The 24662-nt window shown below is 51.2% G+C and carries 20 protein-coding genes and 1 pseudogene; 2 read left to right on the top strand and 19 right to left on the bottom strand.

Going from position 1 to position 24662, the window contains the following annotated elements; genetic code table 11:
• Positions 1–34: 34 nt before the first annotated feature.
• The 15 genes from ispE to V3U24_06140 form a co-directional block, all read right to left on the bottom strand.
• Positions 35–967, bottom strand: a complete 933-nt coding sequence (gene ispE, locus V3U24_06210; protein ID MEE9167036.1) for a 4-(cytidine 5'-diphospho)-2-C-methyl-D-erythritol kinase — start codon at positions 965–967, stop codon at positions 35–37.
• On the bottom strand, positions 927–1406 hold the full coding sequence (gene ispF, locus V3U24_06205; protein MEE9167035.1) for a 2-C-methyl-D-erythritol 2,4-cyclodiphosphate synthase: 480 nt from the start codon (positions 1404–1406) through the stop codon (positions 927–929). The genes ispE and ispF overlap by 41 nt, the downstream gene beginning before the upstream one ends.
• The gene (ispD, locus tag V3U24_06200) at positions 1399–2127 is read right to left on the bottom strand and encodes a 2-C-methyl-D-erythritol 4-phosphate cytidylyltransferase (protein ID MEE9167034.1); all 729 of its coding nucleotides are present in this window, start codon (positions 2125–2127) and stop codon (positions 1399–1401) included. The genes ispF and ispD overlap by 8 nt, the downstream gene beginning before the upstream one ends.
• 411 nt (positions 2128–2538) lie before the next feature.
• On the bottom strand, positions 2539–3570 hold the full coding sequence (queA, locus tag V3U24_06195) for a tRNA preQ1(34) S-adenosylmethionine ribosyltransferase-isomerase QueA (protein ID MEE9167033.1): 1032 nt from the start codon (positions 3568–3570) through the stop codon (positions 2539–2541).
• Positions 3571–3604: 34 nt separating this feature from the next.
• Positions 3605–4624: a Holliday junction branch migration DNA helicase RuvB gene (gene ruvB, locus V3U24_06190; protein ID MEE9167032.1), complete on the bottom strand. Its 1020-nt coding sequence runs from the start codon at positions 4622–4624 to the stop codon at positions 3605–3607.
• Positions 4625–4905: 281 nt separating this feature from the next.
• On the bottom strand, positions 4906–5256 hold the full coding sequence (locus tag V3U24_06185; protein ID MEE9167031.1) for a 4a-hydroxytetrahydrobiopterin dehydratase: 351 nt from the start codon (positions 5254–5256) through the stop codon (positions 4906–4908).
• A gap of 32 nt (positions 5257–5288) precedes the next feature.
• A complete protein-coding gene (locus V3U24_06180; GenBank protein MEE9167030.1) occupies positions 5289–5474 on the bottom strand; it encodes a hypothetical protein in 186 nt (61 codons plus the stop codon).
• A 54-nt stretch (positions 5475–5528) separates the two neighbouring features.
• The gene (locus tag V3U24_06175; GenBank protein ID MEE9167029.1) at positions 5529–6767 is read right to left on the bottom strand and encodes a geranylgeranyl reductase family protein; all 1239 of its coding nucleotides are present in this window, start codon (positions 6765–6767) and stop codon (positions 5529–5531) included.
• Between the two features lie 38 nt (positions 6768–6805).
• A complete protein-coding gene (amrS, locus tag V3U24_06170) occupies positions 6806–7822 on the bottom strand; it encodes an AmmeMemoRadiSam system radical SAM enzyme (GenBank protein MEE9167028.1) in 1017 nt (338 codons plus the stop codon).
• Between the two features lie 230 nt (positions 7823–8052).
• Entirely contained in the window at positions 8053–10071 is a 2019-nt protein-coding gene (gene tkt / locus V3U24_06165; protein MEE9167027.1) for a transketolase, read from the bottom strand.
• A gap of 6 nt (positions 10072–10077) precedes the next feature.
• Entirely contained in the window at positions 10078–12921 is a 2844-nt protein-coding gene (gene uvrA / locus V3U24_06160) for an excinuclease ABC subunit UvrA (protein ID MEE9167026.1), read from the bottom strand.
• Positions 12922–13042: 121 nt separating this feature from the next.
• Positions 13043–14839, bottom strand: a complete 1797-nt coding sequence (locus tag V3U24_06155) for a M28 family peptidase (GenBank protein MEE9167025.1) — start codon at positions 14837–14839, stop codon at positions 13043–13045.
• On the bottom strand, positions 14826–15683 hold the full coding sequence (locus V3U24_06150) for a glycerophosphodiester phosphodiesterase family protein (GenBank protein MEE9167024.1): 858 nt from the start codon (positions 15681–15683) through the stop codon (positions 14826–14828). The genes V3U24_06155 and V3U24_06150 overlap by 14 nt, the downstream gene beginning before the upstream one ends.
• A 3-nt stretch (positions 15684–15686) precedes the next feature.
• The gene (locus V3U24_06145; GenBank protein ID MEE9167023.1) at positions 15687–18110 is read right to left on the bottom strand and encodes a penicillin acylase family protein; all 2424 of its coding nucleotides are present in this window, start codon (positions 18108–18110) and stop codon (positions 15687–15689) included.
• Between the two features lie 134 nt (positions 18111–18244).
• The gene (locus V3U24_06140; GenBank protein MEE9167022.1) at positions 18245–20506 is read right to left on the bottom strand and encodes a DNA polymerase III subunit alpha; all 2262 of its coding nucleotides are present in this window, start codon (positions 20504–20506) and stop codon (positions 18245–18247) included.
• A 154-nt stretch (positions 20507–20660) separates the two neighbouring features.
• Between V3U24_06140 and V3U24_06135 the strand changes: the two genes are divergently transcribed.
• Positions 20661–20828 (top strand): hypothetical protein, encoded by a 168-nt coding sequence (locus V3U24_06135; GenBank protein ID MEE9167021.1) that lies wholly within the window; start codon positions 20661–20663, stop codon positions 20826–20828.
• Between the two features lie 110 nt (positions 20829–20938).
• Positions 20939–21376 carry an RpiB/LacA/LacB family sugar-phosphate isomerase gene (locus V3U24_06130; protein MEE9167020.1) on the top strand — a complete coding sequence of 146 codons (438 nt, stop codon included), beginning with the start codon at positions 20939–20941 and terminating at the stop codon, positions 21374–21376.
• A 254-nt stretch (positions 21377–21630) separates the two neighbouring features.
• On the opposite strand, the pseudogene V3U24_06125 reads toward V3U24_06130, so the two are convergent.
• The 4 genes and pseudogenes from V3U24_06125 to V3U24_06110 form a co-directional block, all read right to left on the bottom strand.
• Positions 21631–22317, bottom strand: a pseudogene (locus tag V3U24_06125) (DUF2461 domain-containing protein).
• Positions 22318–22425: 108 nt separating this feature from the next.
• On the bottom strand, positions 22426–22776 hold the full coding sequence (locus V3U24_06120) for a TfoX/Sxy family protein (protein ID MEE9167019.1): 351 nt from the start codon (positions 22774–22776) through the stop codon (positions 22426–22428).
• Positions 22777–22832: 56 nt separating this feature from the next.
• On the bottom strand, positions 22833–23780 hold the full coding sequence (locus tag V3U24_06115) for a hypothetical protein (protein MEE9167018.1): 948 nt from the start codon (positions 23778–23780) through the stop codon (positions 22833–22835).
• Between the two features lie 65 nt (positions 23781–23845).
• Positions 23846–24628 carry a GNAT family N-acetyltransferase gene (locus tag V3U24_06110; protein ID MEE9167017.1) on the bottom strand — a complete coding sequence of 261 codons (783 nt, stop codon included), beginning with the start codon at positions 24626–24628 and terminating at the stop codon, positions 23846–23848.
• Between the last annotated feature and the right edge of the window lie 34 nt (positions 24629–24662).

Genomic DNA, 24662 nt, shown 5'->3' with positions numbered 1-24662 from the left:
CAGGCGTCAATATTCCTTAGACAATCGTCAATGGTCAATGGACTTTTCTGATCGGGTGGGTGATAAAGGTTTGGAGAGGTGAGGAGAGGACGGCCTGGGCTCTTCGCGCCCGGATCTCATCTCCAAAGATTCCAAACACAGTCGAGCCCGTACCCGACAGACTGGCGAACAATGCCCCCGCGTCCCGCAACCGGTCCCGGATGTCACCAATCTCTGGATATGTCTGAAACACCAGAGATTCAAAATCGTTCTCAAGAAACCTGTCCGCCACAGCCCAGGAGGAGACAAAACGCTCTTCGCCCCTCGACTGGAGGACGGCGCCAAACTTACCGGACTTGAAACCGCCAGTCAAGTGCTTTCTGACTCTGTCATACGCCCATTCTGTAGATACTGAAGTTTCAGGCACCACGAGCAGCACTGCACCCACGTAGGGAAGTGTCACGGGGGAAAGGATGTCTCCCAAACCCTCTCCGAATTGTGTTCCCCCACGAATGAAAAATGGGACATCCGCCCCGATAGTACCGCCCATTTCCTCCAACCGGTCGTCAGAAAGAGCCAGTCCGAAAAGTTCGTTGAGCCCCCTCAAAACCGTCGCGGCATTACTGGATCCGCCACCCAGTCCCGACCCGACAGGAATACGTTTTTCAAGACCTATACGAATGCCCCCAAGATCCGGGAACAGCTCCTTCAGGCTCAAATAGGCCCGCACGCACGAATTTGACTCATTCCGTGGGACGCTCTTTGAGTTGCATCTAATTTCCCACCCCTCATCCGCGGATTCGAGAATGACCGTATCTGTCAGATCGAGTTCCTGGAAGATAGTCTGAATCGTGTGATAACCGTCGTGTCTCTTACCCGTTACCTTCAGACCAACGTTGATTTTGCAGCTGGAGATCAGTGGCAGAATGATTCCCCGTGCAGAGCGTCTATTTGACAGCGGACAGGGTAGCCAAAGCCATAGCAGCAACGCCCTCCCCGCGACCGGTAAAACCGAGAAAATCGGTTGTGGTGGCCTTGATGGAAATCCTGTCCTCCCCTATCTGAAGCTTGTCTCTCACCAGGGATTTCATCTCCGGGATATGAGGTTTGACCCTCACTTCCTGCAGTATGACAGTGCAGTCAACGTGGAGAATGTCAAACCCTTCTGCCTGGATCTTTTCTCCGGCCATTTGTACGAATGTCAGGCTTGATGCCCCTTTCCACCGGCTATCTTCGCTGGGGAAGTGGTCTCCTATGTCTCCCAGGTTGGCGGCCCCAAGAAGGGCATCCACCACTGCGTGACATAGCACATCGCCGTCCGAATGTCCCACGGACCCTTTTGAGAAGGGAATCAACACGCCCCCAAGAATGAGCTGTTCCCCTGCCTTCAACTGGTGAACGTCGTATCCAAAACCGGTTCTAATCACGGTTCATCCCGTGCCAGATGGATTCGGCCAGCTTCCAATCCTCAGACCTCGTTATTTTGATGTTTTGAGGACTCCCCTCCACGATGGCGATACGACCCCCGTTTAGCTCAACGAGCTGGGCTTCGTCTGTACACCGCAGGCCCAGGCTCAGGGCGTGTTCATACCCGGCAACGAGCACGTCCACATTGAACGTTTGAGGCGTTTGAGCCTGCCAGATTTCACCACGAGACAGGGTTTCCAAGATCGTTTCATTTTTCACCCTCTTAAGGGTGTCCGTCGCATGGACGGCGACAATGGCCCCGTCAAAATTTGAACAGAGATCTACAGTCTCTCTAATCCACCGCCCCTTGAAGAAAGGACGCACCCCGTCATGTACTACAATCACATCACAACTATGGGCAACTTCTTTCAGACCTTGCCAGACAGTGTCCTGCCGTTCCCTGCCCCCAGGGATTACTTTGACCTCTTTCTCGAAACCACGACTCTTCACCATCTCTTCCATCCATTCAACCGTGTTGGGGGGAACTGCCACCAGAATAGAATCGATGGAGCTCGATTCCACAAACGGCTGCAGAGTGACAAAGATGAGAGGCTCCTGCCCAAGATGCTGAAATTGCTTCCGGTGCTCTTCGGAAGATGACTCCGTGTCCCCGGCGAACCGAACACTTTTCCCCGCCCCCGCGATAAGGGCCGAAACACGCATTCGGTCAACTCCAGACATTAGGCGTCATCCTAAGAGACAAAGTTGAAAGTTTCAACAGGGAATAGATTGATCTTAACTCGTGATGCCCCGATGTTCATCGGGATCTACGCCCCGAGAGAGCGTCGGGATTTCGCTTTGCTCAACTTTGCTCAACTCCGCTCAACTGCGCTCCGACGTGACGCGTGAAGACAATTGATTATTGAAAACCGGAGACGGGGAGACGGGAAACTTGAGGAAGTGGAGGAACGGAGAGATGGAGAACATTGACGATTGACTATTGACAATTGATTATTGATAATGGAGAAAATGATGGGTAATGCGTGAAACTGCCAACTGGTGACTGGTGACTTGATCCTTGACACTTGATACTTGATACTTGTTCCTTGACACTTGATCCTTGTTTTTGGTTCTTGGTTCTCGAATCTTGTCTCAAAGAATCAACATGGCGTCGCCGTAGCTTAGGAACCGGTAATCGCTCTTCAGTGCCTCCCTGTACGCCTTAAAAATGAATTCCCTGTCGGCAAAAGCACATATGAGCATCAGGAGGGTCGATTTGGGCTGATGGAAATTCGTCAACAAAGCATCGGTCATCTTGAAGTCGTAGGGGGGGTAAATGAATTTGTCTGTCCAGCCGCGCTTGGCAGTCACCTGGAATCCAGAAACAACCACCGTTTCCAGGGCCCTGACTGTTGAGGTGCCCGCCGCAAAAATTCTTTTTCCCTTCGCCCGTGCTTCATTAATTGCAATAGCGGTTTCAGCGGGGACTTCAAAGTATTCTGAATCCATCTGATGCCGCGTCAGATCTTCCACTTGAACGGGGCGAAAGGTTCCCAGACCAATATGCAGAATAATATGGCCAATTTTGATGCCCTTCTTCTCCGCCTTTTTAAGAAGGCTCTCGGTAAAATGAAGTCCTGCGGTGGGGGCGGCAACCGCACCTCTCCTTTCGGCAAAGACGGTCTGATATCTCTCCTTGTCACGCGGTTCCGCCGGCCGGTTAATATATGGGGGAAGAGGAGAATGGCCAATCCTATCGATTATCTTGTAGAAGTCATCACTCTCGTACTCGAACCGAACTACCCGGCCACCGGAAACAGTGTTGTCAATGACATCACAGTAGACATTACCTATGAAATGGAGTTTGTTACCGATGCGAACCTTTCTGGCCGGTTTAACCAGAACTTCCCAGAGATCATTCTCCAGTTCACGCAGAAGAAATACCTCCACCCTTGCGTCCGTGCGGTCCTTCACAGCAAACAGGCGGGCGGGGAACACCTTTGTCTTGTTCAGGATTAACAGATCGTTCTTTTTCAGATAGTCAACAATATGAAAAAACTTTTTGTGCTCGACCGTCTTGCCATCTCTGCGAACGACCATTAGCTTGGCGTAATCACGCCGCCTTGCGGGATACTGGGCGATTCGCGTCTTTGGCAGATTGTAGTCAAAATCAGCCAATCTCAGCTTTACTCTTTTCTGAAACATGCGATCCCTCGAACTAGAATAAAGACTCCTGATTGATGGGTTTCTTCAAGTTCAAATACTCAAATGCCACGTCCTGAGCGATTCTTCCCCGGGGCGTGCGCTGCACAAATCCCTCCTTGATGAGAAACGGTTCATAGACATCTTCGATAGTCTGGGCATCCTCCCCCACAGCGACACTGAGTGAGTTGATTCCCACGGGACCGCCGTTGAACTTGTCCACGAGCACCTCCAGTATTTTCCTGTCGAGATCATCGAGCCCCTTTGCGTCGATGCCCAGCTTGTCCAGTGACTTCTTCGCCACCCCTTTTGATATATGGCCGTCTTCCTTTACCTGGGCATAGTCACGAGCCCGCCGGAGAATCCGGTTCGCGACCCGGGGAGTCCCACGGGACCGCCTGGCCAGCTCCACTGCCCCCTGATCATCAATCTCCACGCCCAGAATCTTTGCCGATCTGAGGATGATCATGCGAAGATCATCCGGGCTGTAGAAGTCAATGCGCAGGACGACCCCGAAACGGTCCCGCATGGGCGAGGTTAAGCTCCCCATACGCGTGGTGGCTCCTGCCAGAGTGAATTGCTCCAGGGTTAATCGAACGCTGCGGGCACTTGGTCCGCGGTCGATCATGATGTCAATCTTGAATTCTTCCATGGCCGAGTAGAGATATTCCTCCACCACACTGTTCATGCGGTGTATCTCATCTATGAACAGAACATCCCGAAAGCGTAGATTGGTCAACAACCCGGCCAAATCAGCGGCCCGTTCCAATACCGGCCCGGAGGTCTGTTTCAGATTGACATCCAGTTCCCTGGAGATAATGTGTGCCAGAGTTGTTTTCCCCAATCCAGGAGGCCCGAAAAGAAGAACGTGGTCCAAGGCCTCATTCCTTTTGCGAGCAGCTTCAATGAAGAGCTTCAAATTCTCCACCACATCCTTCTGACCGATGAAATCATCAAAAGAGCTGGGACGAAGTGTCTGTTCCTCGACGAGTTCTTCCGGCCGTGGCTCAGGATCGGTAATGTGAACGTCTGTCATCTCACAATTCCGTTAATCGTCCATTAGATGGTTGGAGCAGCGTAGAAAAGCGCAGGACGGAAGAACATAAAGGCGTGCGCAAATTTAAGACCAGACATAAGCGATTCCAAACAGATACTCCGCTCTCTTCCGCCGGAATCAACTCCGCGTGCACCCGTTATGTGAATCCCCCAACTTTCTTAAATATCAATCGGTTTTAAACTGGAAAGATCGGGCGGTGCAGATGATACAAAAATGGCCGAGGGGGGGGGGCTGATTCTTCCCACCCCACAGAAGGATCATCACGCCCTGCCACGTGAATACAATTGATCCGTTCTGGCCGCCATGACAAAATCATTGCGATGCAGACCACGAATTTTGTGCGTCCACCATATGACCGTCACCTTTCCCCACTCGGTCAACAAAGAGGGGTGATGGCCCTCTTCCTCGGCGATTTCACCCACGGTGTTAGTGAAGCGCAAGGCATCAGAAAAATTATTGAAAGGAAAGAGGCGTTCCAGCCTTTGAATGCCCTCTCTGTCCATGATCTCCCAGTCTGGCACCTGAGGCTTGAAATCTACGATTTCTTCCTCGGTCACCGTGGGGGCACCCCTGCGGCAGGCCACACATCTCATTTGAAGCAATTGTTTCATGATTGACTCTCCCACATCGCAGACTCCAGGGATCAGTCCGCCCCGTCGCCACCCTGTAATTCTTCAATTACTCCCAGGACTTTCCCGGGAAGAATGATAGCCCCTTCGCCCAATGACTTCAACCATTCCTTGCCTAACATTTTCAGCAATTGTTCGTTGATCTCCAACTCGGAAAAACCCTCGTCCTTTGGCCTTCCCGTGAGGCTAATAAGGGTCATCTCTTTATCCTCTCAAGAAAGTTCTTCCGGCTGAATAGTCCAAAAAAACCTGCTTCACGCAAACAAAAGCTTCAAGTAGAACATGGGATTGACCAGGTTTTCCTTTGGATGCTCATTCACGATCATCCCTCCAATCACATTTCTCACTTCTTCACTGCGCGCGGCTTTGGCAATAACGAAATTCAGAAGAAATTTCAACCGGCCGAGCTGCTGCAATTTTGTGCTCAGTCTCAATTCGCCCCCGATGGCATCCCACAGGCGATGATCATATCTGGACAGAAAGTTCTCGCTGAAATCATCTGCCCGGCAGGCTTCCGCTGCCGTCTCGACGGCCACACGTGCTGAATACATGGCATTCCCTATCCCTTCGCCCGTAAATGGGTCGATGAGGCCGGCGGCATCCCCCAGCAACATAAAACCGGCTCCAAATATCTTGCGATGCATGCTCCCCACGGGAAGATTCCATCCCACGGGTGTCCCCACTTGCTCCGATCCCTTGAATCTATGTTCAAACGCTGAACTGTGGATGGCGTTGTTCAAAGCGACCTTGAGATTTATCTGCCTGCGGCGAATGTATGCGTGAAGCATCCCGATGCCAACATTGGCATAATCGTCCTCCAGGGGGAAAATCCAGAAATACCCGGGCACAACTTCCCTGAGATAATGTAATTCAATCTGGTCGGTTAAACCTCTCACTTTCCTGAAATAGCATCGTAAGGCCACAACCTGGTGAAGGGGATCATGATTGTAAAGTCCCATTTTCCTGGCCACCACGGAATTGAAGCCATCCGCCCCGAGCACCATACGGCCTCTGAATTCAGTCCCTTTGGAGCCGTCCGGCCCAATTCCCCTCACACCCTGTACCTGTCCATTCTCCGTCAGGATATCACGCACAGAGAATTCCTCCACACAGTTATGAACCACCTTCCGTGCCTCTTGAAAGAGAAAATTGTCAAAAATCTCACGCCGGATAACAAAACCTATGGGTGGATCCCCGGGGTTGGAACTCCTCAGTTCCACGTTGACTTCGGTGTGATTGGGACTTCCAAAAGTAACCGTGCGAATGAGCGCTCCCGGTAATTCCCGGACACTTTCCATGAGATTCAAGTCCCGAAGCACCGCCACCGACTTCCCCGACAGGGCATCGCCGCATACCTTGTCCCGGGGAAACCGCTCCTTTTCAAGTAGAAGCGTTTTCAGGCCCTTTCTGGCAGCATATATCGCTGCGGTGGAGCCCGCGGGACCGCCGCCTACAATGATCAAGTCATATACTTTCTTACCGGAGTTTTGCATCGATTCTCTTCTTGAAAAGAGGGTTGATTTGAATGGGATTAGGCCTGGATCACGGGTATTCTTTGCCCGCACTCACACCGACCATCTGTGAGGTTCATGGAGACGACCGAATGCCAATTTCTTACAATAACCGACGCGTGACAACTGGGACAATAGGTCGTCTGACCATGGGGATTGTGGACGTTTCCCACGTAAACGTATTTCAATCCCTTCTCAACGGCTAGATTTCTCGCCTCTGTGACTATTTCAGGGGGAGTGGGAGGTATATCCATCATCTTGAAATCTGGATGGAATGCCGTGAAATGCATGGGGATTTCATCGCCCACATTTTCCAGAACCCAATCGACCATCTTCCCGATTTCGTCCGTGCTGTCGTTATGTTCAGGAATAACCAGATTGGTCAATTCAATCCACACGTCCGTTTCATTCGCCAGCCAGCTTATGGTGTCCAAAACATCCGCCAAGCGAGAGAAGGTGAGTTTGTGATAAAAGGTTTCCGTGAACGCCTTCAGATCCACATTGGCTGCATCGATGAAAGGATAGATTTCTTCCCTCGCCTCCGGCGTGATATATCCTGCCGTTACCATCACATTCTTGATCCCGGTCTCCTTCGAAATTTTCGCAATATCGATGACCCATTCACCCCAGATGGTGGGATCGTTATAGGTGTAGGCAACGCTGGGGCATTTCTTGTCAACGGCGAGTTGGACGACCTGTTCCGCCGTCAAATCCCGGAGTGATCGTGTTTCATCCAACCGTGATTTTGAAGTATCCCAATTCTGACAGAAACGACACCCGAGGTTACATCCTGCCGTGCCAAAACTTAGTACGGGAGTCCCGGGCAAGAAGTGATTAAGAGGTTTCTTCTCGATGGGGTCAATGGCGAATCCCGTGGACGTACCGTATCCCGTCTGATACAATCGTCCGCCTTTGTTCTTCCTGATGAAACAAAATCCATTCTGGCCGTCCCCTATCTTGCAATACCGGGGACACAGCGTGCAGAGAACTTTGTCCTTCTCCAGAGGCTTCCACCATTTCGCCAGAATATCCGCCATATTCTACGGTGTCTCTAAACTCGTTCCCTCTTCAAACGGTACCCTTTCCCATCCTCAGGTTTCCACGCCAGACAGCTGTTCCTTTTCTGATGGGCATGATATCTCCTTATTCATCTTGCTTTCACAAATTCTTTCACGTTTTCGGAACGTTACGAAAACTATTAGAACTGGGAAAAGCATTTGTCCCGACGCGATCCCCGACAACAGACGTTGATCTGGGGGATGCGGGATCAGGAAGCTGACAATTTCTCTGTTTTTTCCAGGAGTGCCCGGGCCCGGGAGGCGACTTCACTGCCACTGAATCCAAGGTTTTCCAGAACGACACTGCCGGGAGCCGAAGCTCCAAACCGCTCCAGTCCAATCACCACTCCCGTTTCGCCTACGTATTTGTGCCATCCCAAAGGACTCCCTGCCTCCACAGCCAGCTTAGGTATGCGGGAAGGCAGAACCTCATGCCGGTACTCCACGGGTTGTTTTTCAAATAACTCCCAGGACGGCATGGAAACTACGCGGGCTTCAATCCCTTGACCGGACAGCTCCCTTTGTGCCTCCAGAGCGGTATGGACTTCTGAACCCGTAGCGATGATAACGATATGGGGATCTGCTCTTTTTGCCTCCGATAGAACATACGCTCCCCGGCGTACGCCATCCGCCACTGCATGACTTGTGGAATCGAGGACCGGGATCTTCTGTCTCGTGAGAATCAGGGCCACGGGGCCGTCTTGCTCGACTGCAAGTTTCCAGGCTGAGGCTGTTTCGTTGGCATCCGCGGGTCTTATCACAGTGAAATTCGGGATGGCCCGGAGAGACATGAGATGCTCCACAGGCTGGTGAGTGGGACCGTCTTCACCTAAGCCGATACTATCATGGGTAAAAATAAAAATGACTTTGTACCGACTCAAGGCCCCCAGACGCAGCGCCGGACGCATGTAATCGGAGAATACCAGAAATGTCCCGCCGTAAGGAAGGACTCCACCGTGCAATGCGACGCCGTTGAGAATGGCACCCATGGCATGTTCACGCACACCAAAGTGGACATTTGGCCCCCATCTCCCGTTCAAACCAAAGTCATCTTGAGCAGCAAGTAATGTCTTATTTGACGGCGCCAGATCCGCGGAACCACCCAGTAGATTATCAAGATGCTTCGCAAGCACATTCAGTACCTTCCCCGATGCGGTCCGCGTGGCAATGGGTCCGTCCTCAGGTCGAAATTCGGGCACTTCGTCACCCCATCCAGGTGGAAGTTCGCCTCTCCTGATCCTCCTGAAATTCACCGCCAGGTCAGGATAAGTCCCGGAATACTCCTCCACCAGTCTTTCCCATTCGGATTCCTGCCGGGTGCCCCGCGCCAGAGCCTCCCGAAAATGCTTCTCTGCCTCTTCAGGTATGTAGAATGTGGGCTCCAGAGGCCAGCCAAGAGTCTCTTTTGTTTTCACCGATGACTCCGGTCCGAGAGGTTCCCCGTGAGCGGAAGCGGAATCCTGTTTGGGACTTCCGAACCCGATGTGAGTCCGAATCATGACGAGTGAGGGGCGATTCACCTCTTCCTGGGCATTCTCGATAGCCCCGGCGATAGATTGCAGATCGTTCCCGTCGGCAACTTTTTGCACGTGCCAGCCATAGGACTCAAACCGCTGATGGACATCTTCCGTGAAAGCGAGATCCGTACTTCCTTCTATGGTAACATGGTTATCGTCGTGGAGATAGATGATTTTCCCCAGCCCCCACAGACCTGCCAGAGATGCTGCTTCCGAAGACACCCCTTCCATGAGATCACCATCAGACACGATGGCATAGGTGTAATGATCCACCACCGGGTATCCTTTACGATTATACCGATTTGCCAGAAAGCGCTCTGCCATGGCCATTCCCACACCGTTGGCAAAGCCCTGTCCCAATGGACCCGTGGTGCTTTCCACCCCGGGGGCCGACCCGTATTCCGGGTGACCCGGGGTCTTGCTTCCCCACTGACGGAAGCGTTTGATATCCTCCAGGGACAGATCATATCCTGTGAGATGGAGAAGAGCATACAGCAGGGCACATCCGTGTCCCGCCGAAAGAACGAAGCGATCACGATTGAACCATTGGGGATTGGAGGGACTATGGCGCCGGAATCGATCCCACAGAATGTAAGCGGCGGGAGCAACCCCCAGGGGCATACCCGGGTGACCGGATTTAGCAGCTTCCACCGCGTCCACTGCCAGAAATCGCAGCGTATTGATACACAACCGTTCGAGCTGATTCATCATGTCACTTCATTGGCCGGTATTCAGAATAGACCGGAGGAATTGACCCGTGTAGGATTGCCCAGCCTGGGTCAACTGTTCAGGCGTCCCCTGAGCCACGATTCTACCTCCCTCGTCACCCCCTTCAGGTCCCAGATCTATGATCCAGTCAGCTGTTTTGATCACATCGAGGTTGTGCTCGATAACGATGACGGTGTTCCCTTTATCGACAAGGCTGTTCAATACATCCAACAACATTCTCACGTCTTCAAAGTGAAGCCCCGTGGTTGGTTCATCGAGAATATAAATGGTTCGCCCCGTACCGATCCGCGATAGCTCTGAGGAAAGTTTGACCCGCTGGGCCTCTCCGCCTGAAAGGGTGGTCGCCTGCTGGCCCAGTTGAATGTAACCCAGCCCCACGTCGCGAAGTGTCTGGAGTCGCCGCCTAATCTGGGAAAAGTTCTTGAAAAAGACCAGCGCTTCCTCGACACTCATGTTCAACACACCCGAAATGGTCTTCCCTTTAAAGGCTATCTCGAGCGTTTCCCGGTTATAGCGGGATCCTTTGCATTCTTCGCAGCGAATATAGACGTCAGGAAGAAAATGCATTTCAATTTTTATGACGCCGTCCCCCCGGCATGCTTCGCACCGGCCTCCTTTGACATTAAAGGAGAATCTCCCTGGCTTATAGCCCCGGATTCTTGACTCCGGCAGCTTCGCGAAGAGGTCCCGGATATGTGTGAATAGACCCGTATAGGTGGCCGGATTCGACCTGGGCGTCCGGCCAATGGGTGACTGGTCAATGTCGATGACCTTGTCCAAATACGCCATCCCGTCAACGGAATCGTGGGGCAGCGGGTAAGCTCTGGCACCGTGAAGTTCTCTCGCCAGAATTGGATATAGGGTTTCATTGACCAGCGTGCTCTTGCCCGAACCTGAGACGCCCGTGACACAAATGAATTTTCCCAGTGGAAACTCAATATCGATGGCGGAAAGATTGTTTCCCTTTGCTCCGTAGAGTTTCAGTACCTTGCCTGACCCGCTTCGTCTTCCGGAGGGGATCTCAATCTGCCGTTTTCCCGAAAGATACAGCCCCGTAATAGACCGATCGTACTTTGCGAGGTCCCTGGCGGCGCCCTGGAACACCACCTCTCCTCCCGCTTCTCCGGCCCCTGGCCCCAGATCCACTACATGGTCTGCCGACTCAATGGCCTCCCTGTCATGCTCCACGACGAGGACCGTGTTCCCCAGCTCTCTCAACTTTTTCAGCGTGGATATGAGACGTTTGTTGTCCCGCTGGTGGAGTCCAACCGAGGGTTCATCGAGAATGTACAACACACCTACAAGTTGAGAACCGATCTGGGTCGCAAGTCGAATTCGTTGACCCTCTCCGCCCGAGAGACTCGAAGCATTCCTGTCCAATGTCAGATAGTCAAGCCCCACATTCATCAGGAACTGCAGACGTTCCCGCAGTTCTTTCAAAATCTGTTTGGCAACCTTTTTCTGGGTGGTAGTGAATTTGAATGTGCGGAAGAAGTCGGCGACATCCTTAATTGAAAGTCTCGACAAATTGCCAATATTCATGTCCCCCAGTCTCACTGCCAGGCTCTCTTTGCGGAGTCGGGCACCCCCACACTTGGGGCACGGCCGCATGCTCATGTATTTCTCAATCCACTCACGTATGCCGGCGGACCGGGTCTGATGATAACGACGTTCCAGGTTACGAATTACACCCTCGAATCCGCCTGAATACTCTCCTGTAAATCGGTCAGATTTATACTCCATCTTTATTCGTTCACTTCCGGTGCCCCAGAGCAAAGCTTCCCGGGCAGTAGCGGTCAACTTGTACCAGGGCATCGTGAAGTTAAATCCGTAGTGCCTTGCCAGGCTCTTCAGGATGGCACTATACCAACTTCCCCTGGGTTGTTCTCCCAGAGGTGCAATGGCCCCCTGAATCAGAGACCTCCGCTTGTCCGGAACGACCAGATCCGGATCGATTTCCATCCGGGAACCCAGTCCGTCACATGTCCGGCAAGCACCGTACGGGGAGTTGAAGGAAAACATGCGCGGGGAGAGCTCCTCCATGCTCACCTCGCATTTGGGACAGGAAAACTTTTCGCTGAAGATGTGCTCCTCCTTTGGGTGACGATGAATGACCACGAGTCCGGAGCCGATTCTCAGAGCCAATTCCACTGACTCCGTCAATCGCTCTTTTCCAAACGATCCTTCGGATACGTCGGCCTCCAGCACAATCCTGTCCACTACCACTTCAACGTTATGTTTCTTGTCCTTGTGCAGAATGATTTTTCCCGATACATCCCGGATTCTTCCGTCAACGCGCACACGCACAAATCCTTCCCTCGCAATTTCTTTGAATACATCCTTGAACTGTCCCTTTCGCCCCCTGATCACGGGCGCGAGAACCTGAAGTTTCGATCCTTCGGGGAGCCTCAACACGGCATCGACAATCTGCTGTACTGTCTGCCTCTGAATGGGGTCCCCGCAGCTCCAGCAGTATGGGATGCCCGTCCGGGCATAAAGAAGCCTGAGATAATCATGAATCTCTGTAACAGTACCAACGGTGGAACGTGGATTTCGAGACCCCGCTTTTTGCTCGATTGAAATGGCAGGCGAAAGGCCGTCAATGTAGTCCACGTCCGGCTTCTGCATCAGACTCAGAAACTGCCTAGCATAAGCGGAAAGGGACTCCACATACCGCCTCTGTCCCTCTGCATAAATCGTGTCAAAAGCAAGGGAAGATTTTCCGGAACCCGACAAACCCGTAATGACCACAAATTGATTTCTCGGTATCTTCACCTGAATGTTTTTCAGGTTGTGTTCCCGGGCGCCGTGTACAGTAATATATTCTTCCAAAACTACCACTTTTCGGCCATTTCCAAAGTTATTGTCGGCCCGTTATGTTTCAAAAAAGAATTTGGAATTATTGTTCTGGAGTTACCGCTCTACCGAAGTATGAGCGGGGATTGCGTGACTATCAATCTCTCCTTCGGGCAGGAACCACCTGCAGGTTAATCTCGTTGCCCTCTCTGCTGACGACAATGGTGACAGAATCGCCCGCTATGGCTTCCTGGAGAGCATACATGAAATCGTAGATATTCCTTACATTCTTTTCGCCAAACCGGACGATAATGTCACCCGCTTTCAAGCCCCCTTGATCTGCGGGACCACCCTTTCTCACACCGGAAAGTTTCATCCCTTTCACATCCGTGGCGGTGTAGTCCGGTATGGTTCCAATATAGACGGGGAACCCGCCACGAGTGGGTTGACCCTGCTCCACCTTTACAAAGTCGGGCCGTAACTTTCGCGTTGCAAGATCGATAATTATCTCCCGAATCGCTCTCACTATTTTCTCTTCTTCCTCCGCATTGATCTTGTCCCAATCATCCGAAGGACGATGGTAATCATCGTGAGTGCCCGAGAAGAAAAACAGAACAGGGATATCCTTGAGGTAGAATGATTGATGGTCTGAAGAGCCGTACCCCGGCTCATCAAACGCCGGTGAAAGTCCTAAGTCTCCAATCTTTTCTCCCGCCAATTCCTTCCAGACGGTCGAAGTCCCCGCGCCTCCAACCACAACCGTCGAGTCATCCATTCTGCCGATCATGTCCATGTTTATCATGGCGCCAATCCTCTGGAGAAGCACGGGAGGATCAGATACAAAAAAGGCGGAGCCCAATAATCCCAGCTCTTCCCCGCCGAAGGCAACAAATATGATGCTCCTTTTCTGGGGATGAACGCTGAACCATTCTGCCAGTTCCAGCAGACCGGCTGTACCTGAAGCATTATCGTCAGCTCCATTATGCACCGCCACCGTATCCGGCACCATGGAGCCGTCACCTCCCATCCCCAAATGATCGTAGTGAGCACCCACCACAAGAAACTCGTCGGAGAAATCCGTGTCGGTCCCCTCAACAAGCCCCACGATGTTGACCGTCTCGTTATGAACTTTCTCCACCCACGTTTCCACTTCAACAGAGAAAGACAGATCGAATGAATCGGGCGATCGGTCATCATTAATCCGCTTCTGGATCTCCCCCAGATTTCTACCGGATAGAGTGAAAATATGCTTCGCCAACCGCTGCGTTATGGCGACAATAGGAATGCCTGAATCGCCGGAACTCCGGTCGTATTTCAGGCCCATCAAGTAATTCTCTTCGTCGTCGTCCTCGGGCCCAATCGCGAATATGACCGCCACAGCACCCTGCTCTCTTGCCGTCATCGCCTTGTAACGAAGAGGAGAATACTTCCCGAATTCACCATGGGGATTGGTGCCGTCAGGGCTGTACCGGAGGATCAGCACAATCTTTCCCTTTACATCCACACTCGCGTAGTCGTGATAATCCAGTTCCTCGGAATCGATCCCGTAACCTACGAATGCCAACTGGCCTGCAGTATGTCCCTTTCCTGAAAATCCCAGGGGACGAAAATCGTTTGCCACGTTGAGATTCATTGTCTCATCACCGCTCTGGAACAAGAGACGATTCTTTCTCCCCAGTCTAACACCGGAAATGAAGTCGAACGGCTCCATGAATGTGTATCGAGACCTCCCCATGGGTGTCAATCCGTAAGAGCGAAACTGCCTTGTAATGTATCGAGCGGCTTTTCTGGCTCCCCTCGTCCCCGCCCGCCGGCCTTCGAGATCATCCGACGCCAGATACTTTATGTGATCCAGGATCTCCTCAGAGGATATCTCATGTGTATCCTTTTCACTGGCGGCAATGACGCCGATGATGAACACAAACAGAAAAAATCTTCTCTTATCGGTCCTCATGGAACTCCTTCACATTCTCGACTGCCCTGTGCATCAATCCGGGAAAATCTGAAATAATCCCCTGAACTCCAAGGTTTAATGACCACTCCATGGCAGGCTGGTTATTAACGGTCCACGGGCTTATGGATAATTTCTTCCCCCGAGCATATCTCACCAAATGTTCGTTGACGAGATGGATCTCAGGTTTGAAAACATCGGGATGCACGAGATTGATGAACCTCGGTTTTCTCAGAATGACGGGCACCGAATGATCTGTCCAGATGTACCCTGTGGGAATTCGTCTGTCCAACCACTTGACTCTTCCGATGACTAGAGGGTGAAAACTGGATACCACGACTCGATGGTAGATGTTCCGTTTCCTGATGAGTGCCACGACGTGTTTCGCCGTTGTCAAATCCAGCGCCCCTCTGGCCTTGATCTCAATATCGAGAATGACATTCTCGGGAATCGCATCAAGAGTTTCCTCAAGAAGGGGCAGTCTACACGGAGAATAGTCGGGGAACTTGGCGGCAGCATCTACACTTGCCAGTTCGGCATACGTCATATCGTCAATGTATCCCGTACCGTCCGTCTCATGCTCCAGATCGTGATTGTGGGAGCAGACAACCTTCCCATCCCGGGTGGTCAGAACATCCATTTCGATGGCCTTCAACCCCTGTTCCAGAGCCTTCCTGTAGGAAGGAAGAGTATTCTCCGGTGCCTCTTTTGGAGATCCACGATGCCCCAGCTTGTCATACCCGTTTCGGTACAGATAAGTCACATCCATTGGCTGCCAGAATGCGAAATGTTTTACCACCAGAATTCCCATGAACACCAGAAGTAGATAGAGCGCGGTCAATTCCATGAGTCAACGGGATGGGGAAAGGAGCAAGCGGCGGAATCCGGAATTCTTGATCGTCTCTTCCAGGAAGTAGGTCGTTCGGTACCGGCCCGAATGATATAGAGGGGCCTGATCTGCGTAATGAGGGCTTCTGGGCAGGCCGGATTGCCCCGTGGGTATGATGAATTGCGTCTTATCGAGCTGAGCGAAATCGACGATGCGGCGAAACGAGGGTCCGTTGACCACATGGAATGGGTCACCCAGCAAATATTCGCCGTTGCTAACCGTTGAATTGGCCCCTCCGAATTCAAAAGGTCCCACATCAAGGCCAAACACTTTCCCCAGAAGAGGCCAATCCTTGCCAATGGCGTGGAGATGAGCGATCCTGTGCAGATTTCCCCAATGCCAGTTGGTGGGATCTGGACCGAGACGGCCTTCAAGTTCCCTCACGCCTTCCACAAGGGACCGGGTCAGGATATCGCCCCTGAGTTCCACATTCCCGGTGGTTACATTATCGAACCAGGATATCCTCTCATTCCTCAGCAGGTACACGAGATTCTTCTGGGACATGCTGGGGAGGGCCAACCACCCATCATAAAACCCATCTCCCATGAGCTCCATTTCGTCCCCATAAACATTCCAGAGAAGCCTCAGGAATGCAGTATTGAAAACTGCTGCTGCTGCTGACTCAACAGAGTGCTCACCATTCCATCCGCGCAAGAGATTCACGGCAGTCCGTAGATTCGAATCATTTTCAAAATCGTACCCTTCGAAGACCGAAACAAAATACGGGGAAACTTCCCGGGCAAAGGGGGAAACCACATCATTCTGTACCCTCTTCACATCCTCTACCGTAATCTCCTCTCTCTCCCCAAGCATTTCCCAGATTCGATTCGCCCTCGATGGGTATTCCCAAAAGGCGGACACGTAATAAGGATATGAATCATCGATCACCTGATTATTCGCCGTGACGATTATGCCCTTTTTCGGGTTGAACTGAAAAGGAATCTCCTCGAATGGAACATATCCTTGCCAGTCCCATTCCGAGGACTCTCCCGGCATAGGAACCAGATTTCGTCCCCCTTTACGCACTGGTATTCTCAGAAAAGGCCGCCACCCTATGTTGCCCGCCGTATCTGCATAGACAACATTCTGGCCCGGCGTGCCAAAGGTTTTTGCCGCCTCCGTAAAATCTTCCCAGTTCCCCATGAGATTCAGGCGCAGGATGCTGTATACCTCATCACTGGTATCGTGTCCCGTCCACTGCATGGCCACAACTTGATTTTTCCCTGTGGCCGGTTTCTCACCCGAAAGGAGAGGATGGATATCTGAGATCACAGGCCCGTGAATAGTCTCCCGTACAACGAAGGTCCTCTCTCCTCCGCTCTTTACGGCAATGGTTTCTTCCCGAAGGTCCATGGACAACCATTCTCCATCGTGCAAATACTCATTTCCGCTGTCCGGATTCGTCGTTTCCACAAAGAAATCGATGTCATCCATCATGAGATTGGTAAAGCCCCACGTGCAAGCCTCATTCTGCCCCAGCACCGGGACGGGCACGCCCGCCAGGCAGGCCCCGCTCACGTTGAACCGACCTCCCACGAGATGCATCTCGAACCACCGGGCTGGCTGTGAGAAAGGGAGGTGAGGATCGTTGGCCAGAATGGGCCTTCCGGAGGCAGTACGACTGCCGGAAATCACCCAATTATTTGACCCGAGATGGCTTCCCTCCATCTGAAGGCGCTTTCTCAAGCTCTGTTCCCTCACAACCAGTGTCCTCCACAATTCCCCGTACTCACCAAATGCCAGGGAGTGGTCTTCCGGCTGGACTGGCAGAAGTTGACGTACCCTCTCTTCCCCGAACATGTAGGCTGCCTGACCGAGAATGATTTCCGGCTGCCAGGAAGATGTGAGATTGTGGCCCATCAATCGAACGAAACCGGCCACATGAGCGGGTTTCCAGTGCAAGGGCTTAATTCGAAGCAGCTTGAACTCAAAGGGGAGGTCTTGTCCGACATTATCGATGTATGCATTAATGCCATCACAGAAGTCGGTTGATATGGTGAGTGCATCGGGATGCATGTTTTCTGCAAGAATCCGTGCCATCTTGGGAATGCCCCAGGTCCTGAGATATATGTCGTCGGGAACCGCCTTTTCACCGAAGAGTTCCGCCAGCCTCCCTTCCACAGCCGCTGCCGTGACGGTCATCTGGAACAACCGCTCCCGGGCAGCGATGTAACCCGCCACGTAAAATAGGTCGTGTTCATTCCCGGCATAAATGTGAGGCACGGCATAGTCATCAAAGTACACCTCCACCGGCTCGAGGAGATCGTCATTGGTTAGTTCGCCCTCGTACACCGGAAGGGGATAATGAAGATAAAGCCGGACAAACAGGAAAAGGAGAAAACCCAATAGGAAGAGTGCTGCACCCACTCTGGTCAACGTTTTCATGATTCACTCCCCATCTTTTCCGCCTCGGTAAGCCTCCCGTACCTCAAGGTGAAAATATATACATTCTACTTTTGCAAAGCTTCAAAAAGCAAGACAAAATGGTCAAGTCTTTATTGATGAAGATCCCCCTTTTGTCAGAGCTCCAATTTTTTCACGGTAACGGGGGTGTGTCCAAAATCATCTTCCACCTTGCCAGTGATCATGTAAGGCCCCCGGCTCCGGATCAGATGGCCATATTGCTGATACGCGTGGGGGAAAAGGACACACTCAAATGTCCCTGTAAGATCCTCGCAGGAAAGAAATTGCATTATCTTTTTCCGCTTGGTCTTCAACCGTCGGGTGGTAACCATCCAGCCCACCATGGTGACCTGTTTTCCTTTGTACCTCTCAAGATCCCGGGCATGAACAAACTTTCCCACTTTTTCTGCATGAGCCTTCAGTGCCTTTTTATAGATCCACAGGGGATGTTTTTCCACCGTGAGTTCCATGAGTTCCAGCTCATCCCGTAATTTTTTCTCCAAAGGATAATCGACCCAGGGAACAGGCGTGGATACTTTCGTGACCACCCTGGAGAAAATGACTTCCTCCGAACCCTTGAGTTTATCATAGATAAGTTTGAGGCGCCACAAATGCTGAGGACGGGTGTAAGGAAATGAATCAAATCCGCCACAGCGAATGAGTGCCTCTACTTCCCGGCAAGACGGCCTCACCCGGACACAGAAGTCCTCCAGCGACTCAAACGGTCTTTCCTTACGTTTGTCCAATATTTTTTTGAGTGTGGCCTGGGTTAACCCCTTCACCTGAAGAAGACCGATCCGAATCCACTCCTCTTCGCCGTCGTCATCGTGACCTATGAAGTGGGGTTCCGAAAGGTTCACGTCCGGCGGCAGAATATTGATCCCCATACGCCGGGCTTCTTCCAGATAGCACGACGTATGGTAGAATCCACCATAATTGGACATGACAGTAGCCAGAAACTCCGCCGGGAAGTGGGCCTTCAGCCAGGCACACTGAACGGAAACCACCGAATAGGCAGCGGAGTGGGCCTTGCAGAAAGCATATCCGGAGAAAGCCACCATCTGCCGCCAGGTCTCGATAGCGGCGTCCACATTCACACCCCTCTTCACGGCATCCTTAATGAACCGATCCCGGTGCTCCATAAACGGTTCCTCTACCCTTTTCCCACTCATGGACCGGCGAAGTTTATCCGATTCTGCCAAGCTCCATCCAGCAACGGCCTCAGCAATCTTGATGACATCCTCCTGGTAGAGCATCACACCGTATGTTTCTTTCAGTATCTCCCCTATGGCCGGAAGAACCGTTTTAACCTCTTCTTTTCCATGGTGCCGCTTGATGAAATGGCGCAACATCCCCGAGTCTGCAGGTCCCGGCCGGATAACGGAACTGGCCGCCGTGATCATCTCGAAGGAGTCAACCTTCAATTTCTTCAATAATCCTCTCATCCCCGGCGATTCGATCTGAAATACTCCCATGGTCCGGCCCGTTCGGATGAGACGTTTTACCTTTTCATCCAATGATGGCATCGTCTGAAGGTCGAACCGGACTCCATATTTTTTCTTTAGCGTCTCCGCCATCTCCGCCACCACGGTTAAAGACCGCTGACCCAATAGATCGATCTTCACAAGCCCTATCTTTTCCACTCCGTGCATATCGAACTGGGTCACCACGGGACCTTTGGTGGATCGTTGAAGGGGAACGTATTCGGTGATTTTGTCTGGAGTGATGACAATTCCTCCCGCGTGAATCCCCATGTGTCGCGGCCGGTGGATCAAACTTCGGGCCGTCTCAAAGATTTCTTCATAACGCGGATCGTTCCTCCCATCCCCGTTACCCAATGTCGGTTCATGGGATAACGGCAAGTTGTGCGAGATAGTATTGATTTCCCGTTCGGAAAGTCCCATGGCCCTCGCAACGTCCCTGACGGCTCCCCGGAATTTGTAGGTATTGTAGGTGCAGATCATGGCGACCCGATCCCGACCATACCGCTTGTAGACGTACTCGATGACGTCGTCCCGCTGCTTCCAGCAGAGATCGATGTCAATGTCCGGTGGTTCCTGGCGATCGGGATTCAAAAACCGTTCGAACACCAGGTTATGTTTGATAGGATCGACCGGGGTGATCTCCAACAAATAGGACACCAAGCTCCCCGCCGCTGAACCGCGGCCCACCACGGGAATGCCGCGCCTTTTCGCCCATCGAACAATATCCCAAACAATCAGGAAATAATCGGCATACCCCATCTCGATAATGATATCGAGCTCATAAGTGAGGCGCTTCAAGACCTCCGTGGTGATGGGATCGTACTTCTCCGGCAAGGCCTCGTGACAGACTTTGACCAGAAGATCAGTAGAACTTTTCGTTTTCGAGTCTTTCACGTTAACACCTGCTCCGAAGGAGTCCCCTCGGGAAACACTTGAACACGTCTTTCCCTCTGGTTCCCGGATGCTGGTTTCTTGATACTCGATGCGTAATCCGTGAATCTTGATGCTAGATACTGGATGCTCGATGCTTCTGGACAATGAGTGCTGAATGCTCACTGGCCTCCGTGCCGCAATACTCGCCACAGGCTCCTTTGGACATTCTTCCTCCTCCACAGGAGACCCTACGGGTCAAAGGAGTTCCTACGGAACAATTCTCCACTTCTCCAACCCGGTAGCTGCTGACTGCCATCTGGTGACCGGTTCACTGGTTACTTGACACTTGATCCTTGTTACTTGATCCTTGACACTTGATCGTCGGAATCCGACTTTTTACTTTTATCTTGATGATTAGTGCAATCTGTGTAATCTGTGGTTTAAATTCAAATCATGAAACTCGCGGTGAGCACCGATGAACGGACCCATCTGGTGGATGCGGTGTTAGATGAGCTGAAAAAACGGGGCCACAAGGTGGTCTATTTCGAATCGGAAGACTGGCCGGAGGTGACCCGTCAGGCAGCGGAGCAGGTGGTGAACGAAAAGGCAGACGAAGCCATCGTCATGTGCTGGACAGGTACCGGTTGCACCATTGCCGCGAATAAGATCCCCGGTATCCGGGCGGCCCTCTGCGGCGATGCCGAAACGGCCAAGGGAGCCCGTATATGGAACCACGCCAATGTCCTGGCCTTAAGCCTCCGGGCCACACCGGAAGCCGTGGTGAAGGAAATTCTCGATGCCTGGTTCGATACACCGTACAGCGATGATGAATGGAATCTGAAGCAGATAGAAAGGATTCGGAAGATGGAGCAATCAAGCAGGGATGCCTGACTTCTCCCAGTTGTGTAGCTGCTGCCATACCGTTGGATGTAATAGAGGGGAAAAAGTATCCCGGCCAAAAAGACCATTCCTATATCCCAGAGCATCATAGTTACTAATGGTATTTCACGAAACGGTATCATGGCTGCCGATAGGGCAAGAACAATAATCCCTGCTATTGTGGGAATAAGAGTTTCCTGTGACAGGTGCCAACAAAATAGTTTTGATAGGGGGTTATTCATCGTGGTTATTCCCCCTAGTGGATTTTATCTGATGTTTCCATATCCGGTCCTCCCCTTTTCCGCTTCACGTCTTATCTTCCAAAGGTAATGATAGAACGGGGCAAGGAGACCAAAACCAGAAACTAAGTCGTCAATCAAGTCTCTCGTGAAAAGGCGGCTGTTGATCTCTCTATTACAAACCAAATATAGGTTTCTTCTTTGATACCAATTCCGGATCTCTTCAGACTTGGTCTTATCGATTATCCTTTTGTATTTCTCACCCTCTACCACAAAAGCTTTTTGTTGCGAATAAAATGAAATTGCTTTTTGAAACTCCTCTGGCTTTTTGTCAACCATCTCACGAAACATGTCCATCGTATCTTTCGAGACACTGTAAAATCCCATCCCATAACGATATGAATCTGGAGAAATTTCAAAGAAATAGGTTGGGGAACTCTTCCAGTCTTTGCCTGGTCTTTTAAAGGTTATCCACATTGTGTTTCTATAGGGAGATTTGTCTTTAGAGAACCTTATGTCTCGATAAATCCTGGAAATCGTCTTATCTATTGCAGGTCTTGTCTCAAAATACGGGTCAATTGTCAGCATAAAATTGCCCGCATCCACAACCAGATTCTGTAACGGTTCCAGCAAGTGCTTTCGGTAATCCTCCCTGTGTGCTTCAAACCAAGCTTTGTTGTTATTTGCTCCCAAGTTTTTCAGGAAGTCCAATGTCTTTGGTGAGAAGCTGTTGAACGTGTCTCAATTTCTGTTAATGTTCATTTGGAGTTCCCCGTGCTTTTTACACCCATTCCAGGGATGGTAGAACCTTTCGTAATTGACCTAATTTGGCTTTCTCTTGCTAACTGGCAACTTTCGTTTTGCTATGTCTAATGCCTTATTTGCCCACACTCGAAGTGTATTGCTGTCTTCCAATACATCTATCGGGACTTCGTAGTACTTCATTGAATGGGACTTGTCGCCATAGGGCCTGAAAGGTCCCATACCCGCCGCTTCGTAATCAGACCGATTGGAATCATCAACCTTAAGATACAACGTGTCGTTGGCAATCAGTCCAAAGAACAGCCTGTCAAGGTAGAGTCCAACTCCGCCAAACATCTTCTTGGCAGAAACTTGCCCCACGCATTCAAGTTGTTCCAGTACGTATTCTAGGTAACTTTCACTCACGGGCATGGTCTTCACTCCTTGTCGATCTAAAATGAAACATCACTGTAGGAAGAAAGATTCCATTATGAATCCCCCCACCATCTGAGGATGCGCAGGGCCCTTAGCGTATTCCACCGGCTGGCCTCACCTGCCTTCTCCATCTCAAAGAATGTCCGTCCAGGGTGCCTGTTCTGGAGGAGCCACCGTCCGCCTTTCTTCTGTCTCTTTCTTACCACCTTGATGGCATCCTCGAGCCTTTCATTGCGTTCGGCACCGCAATCCTGAAAATAGTCAAGGGCCCGAAGGATGTCGTACCGCCACCTGGGCGGGAAGGAAAAGCGGGTCATCGCTGGATTTACAATTTCTCCGGTTCGATGAGACCGAAAAAGCCGATGAGCAAGAAGAAACTCACATCCCCGTGACTGCGTTTCGCGAATCTCCTGAATACGCTGTGGATGGAATTTCTCGTACTCGTACAAACCCTCCAAGACAGAAATCGTCGTATGAAATGAACCGTGGGTTGCACCTTTGTATGTTTGGCAATTCCAGCCACCATCTTTCATCTGCTGTTCCAGGAGATAGCTTGCCAAGACATCGACCCGATCATCGGGGAAATGGAAGTAAGCAAGTATAGCCAGAATCATTCCAGTCACACATGTCTCGCTATGTTTCAGCGTAGTGAAATAGTTGATCCCGCCATCCGGGTAAACTCCTCGATCCAGCAGCAATGCACAAGCCCTGGACGCTTGAGGATGCTCCGGAGGTAGACCCAAGCGACGTAATAAAAGCATCGTATACGTTGTAGATATCCACTTTGGAGAATACAATCCCCCACCCCACTGCCCTGACGGTTCCTGATTGCAAAGCAACCTGGCTCCCCACCCTGTTTCGGAAACCAAGTGACGCTCCCGCTTCACGACTTGATCGTCTGCACCCTCCAAATCACGCAGAGTCTGCCACCGGATGGAAGGATCACCTTCCAACAGCCATTGAATTGTGGTATCCTCCTCACAAAGTCGCACGAAGCCCATTATTCCTCAATCTTTGAAACGGAAATATTAAGTACCTCGTTAAGTTCTTTCCTGCCATTTAGTCGTCATATTTTCTTGACTCTTTTGGCTATCAGTTTTTTTATTTTTTTATACGAAGGTGGTGGACCGGTTCGCACCTGTTTATCATCAATAAACAAGGCATCTGCAATACCCCATTCCAGGAAAGCTTCTCTGACAAATGTGTTGATCTCCTTGAACACTGCCTTCTCCCCAAATTCTGATGCGGCTCTCCTGGCTCTTTCAAATACTATATTCTGAGCCGGACACCACCCATTCAGGAATGCCGTTACCGTTACTCTGCCTGGTGTTGCTTCAGGTTTTCTTTTTTGCTTGATCCATTTGGGGGGGATTGCGTCTTTGGTGAAAGGCTTCCATAAGAGAACCATGCCCTTCTGTTTATCCACTTTGGTGTATCCATTCCTTTTGAACCATGATGCCTTCATCCAAAAAGGCAAGGAAATGCCCCATGCGACCAGCCCTTTTGCTCCTTTTACTTTCACATCAGTTTCTGCAGCCTGAAGCAGAGCCTTCCCCATCCCTTTCTTCTGAAAGTTCCCTCTCCCTTTCTTATGACCGTGGACCCAGATGCATTTTATGAAATATAATTCACTACCTTCAACGGAGGAGTGTTCTATAGGTACGTATTGTATCATGCCTCCAACTTCCCCTCGGTCATCTACCGCAAGTTTCACACTGAGTCCTTTATCCTTCATCTTATTATACCATCTCTCTTTATGATCCCCTGCCTCTTTCATTTCTTCAGACCAATCTTCGAGACAAGCAAAATACAGAGGCTTGTGATCAGCGGTTAGGTCTATCACTTTCATCTGGTTATCTCCATTTAATGCGATTGTGTGTAAA

The sequence above is a fragment of the Candidatus Neomarinimicrobiota bacterium genome, from assembly GCA_036476315.1.
Taxonomy (GTDB): domain Bacteria; phylum Fidelibacterota; class Marinisomatia; order Marinisomatales; family S15-B10; genus JAZGBI01.
The sequence above is the reverse complement of the archived record's forward strand: the minus strand, read 5'-3'. Positions and strand labels throughout refer to the sequence as shown.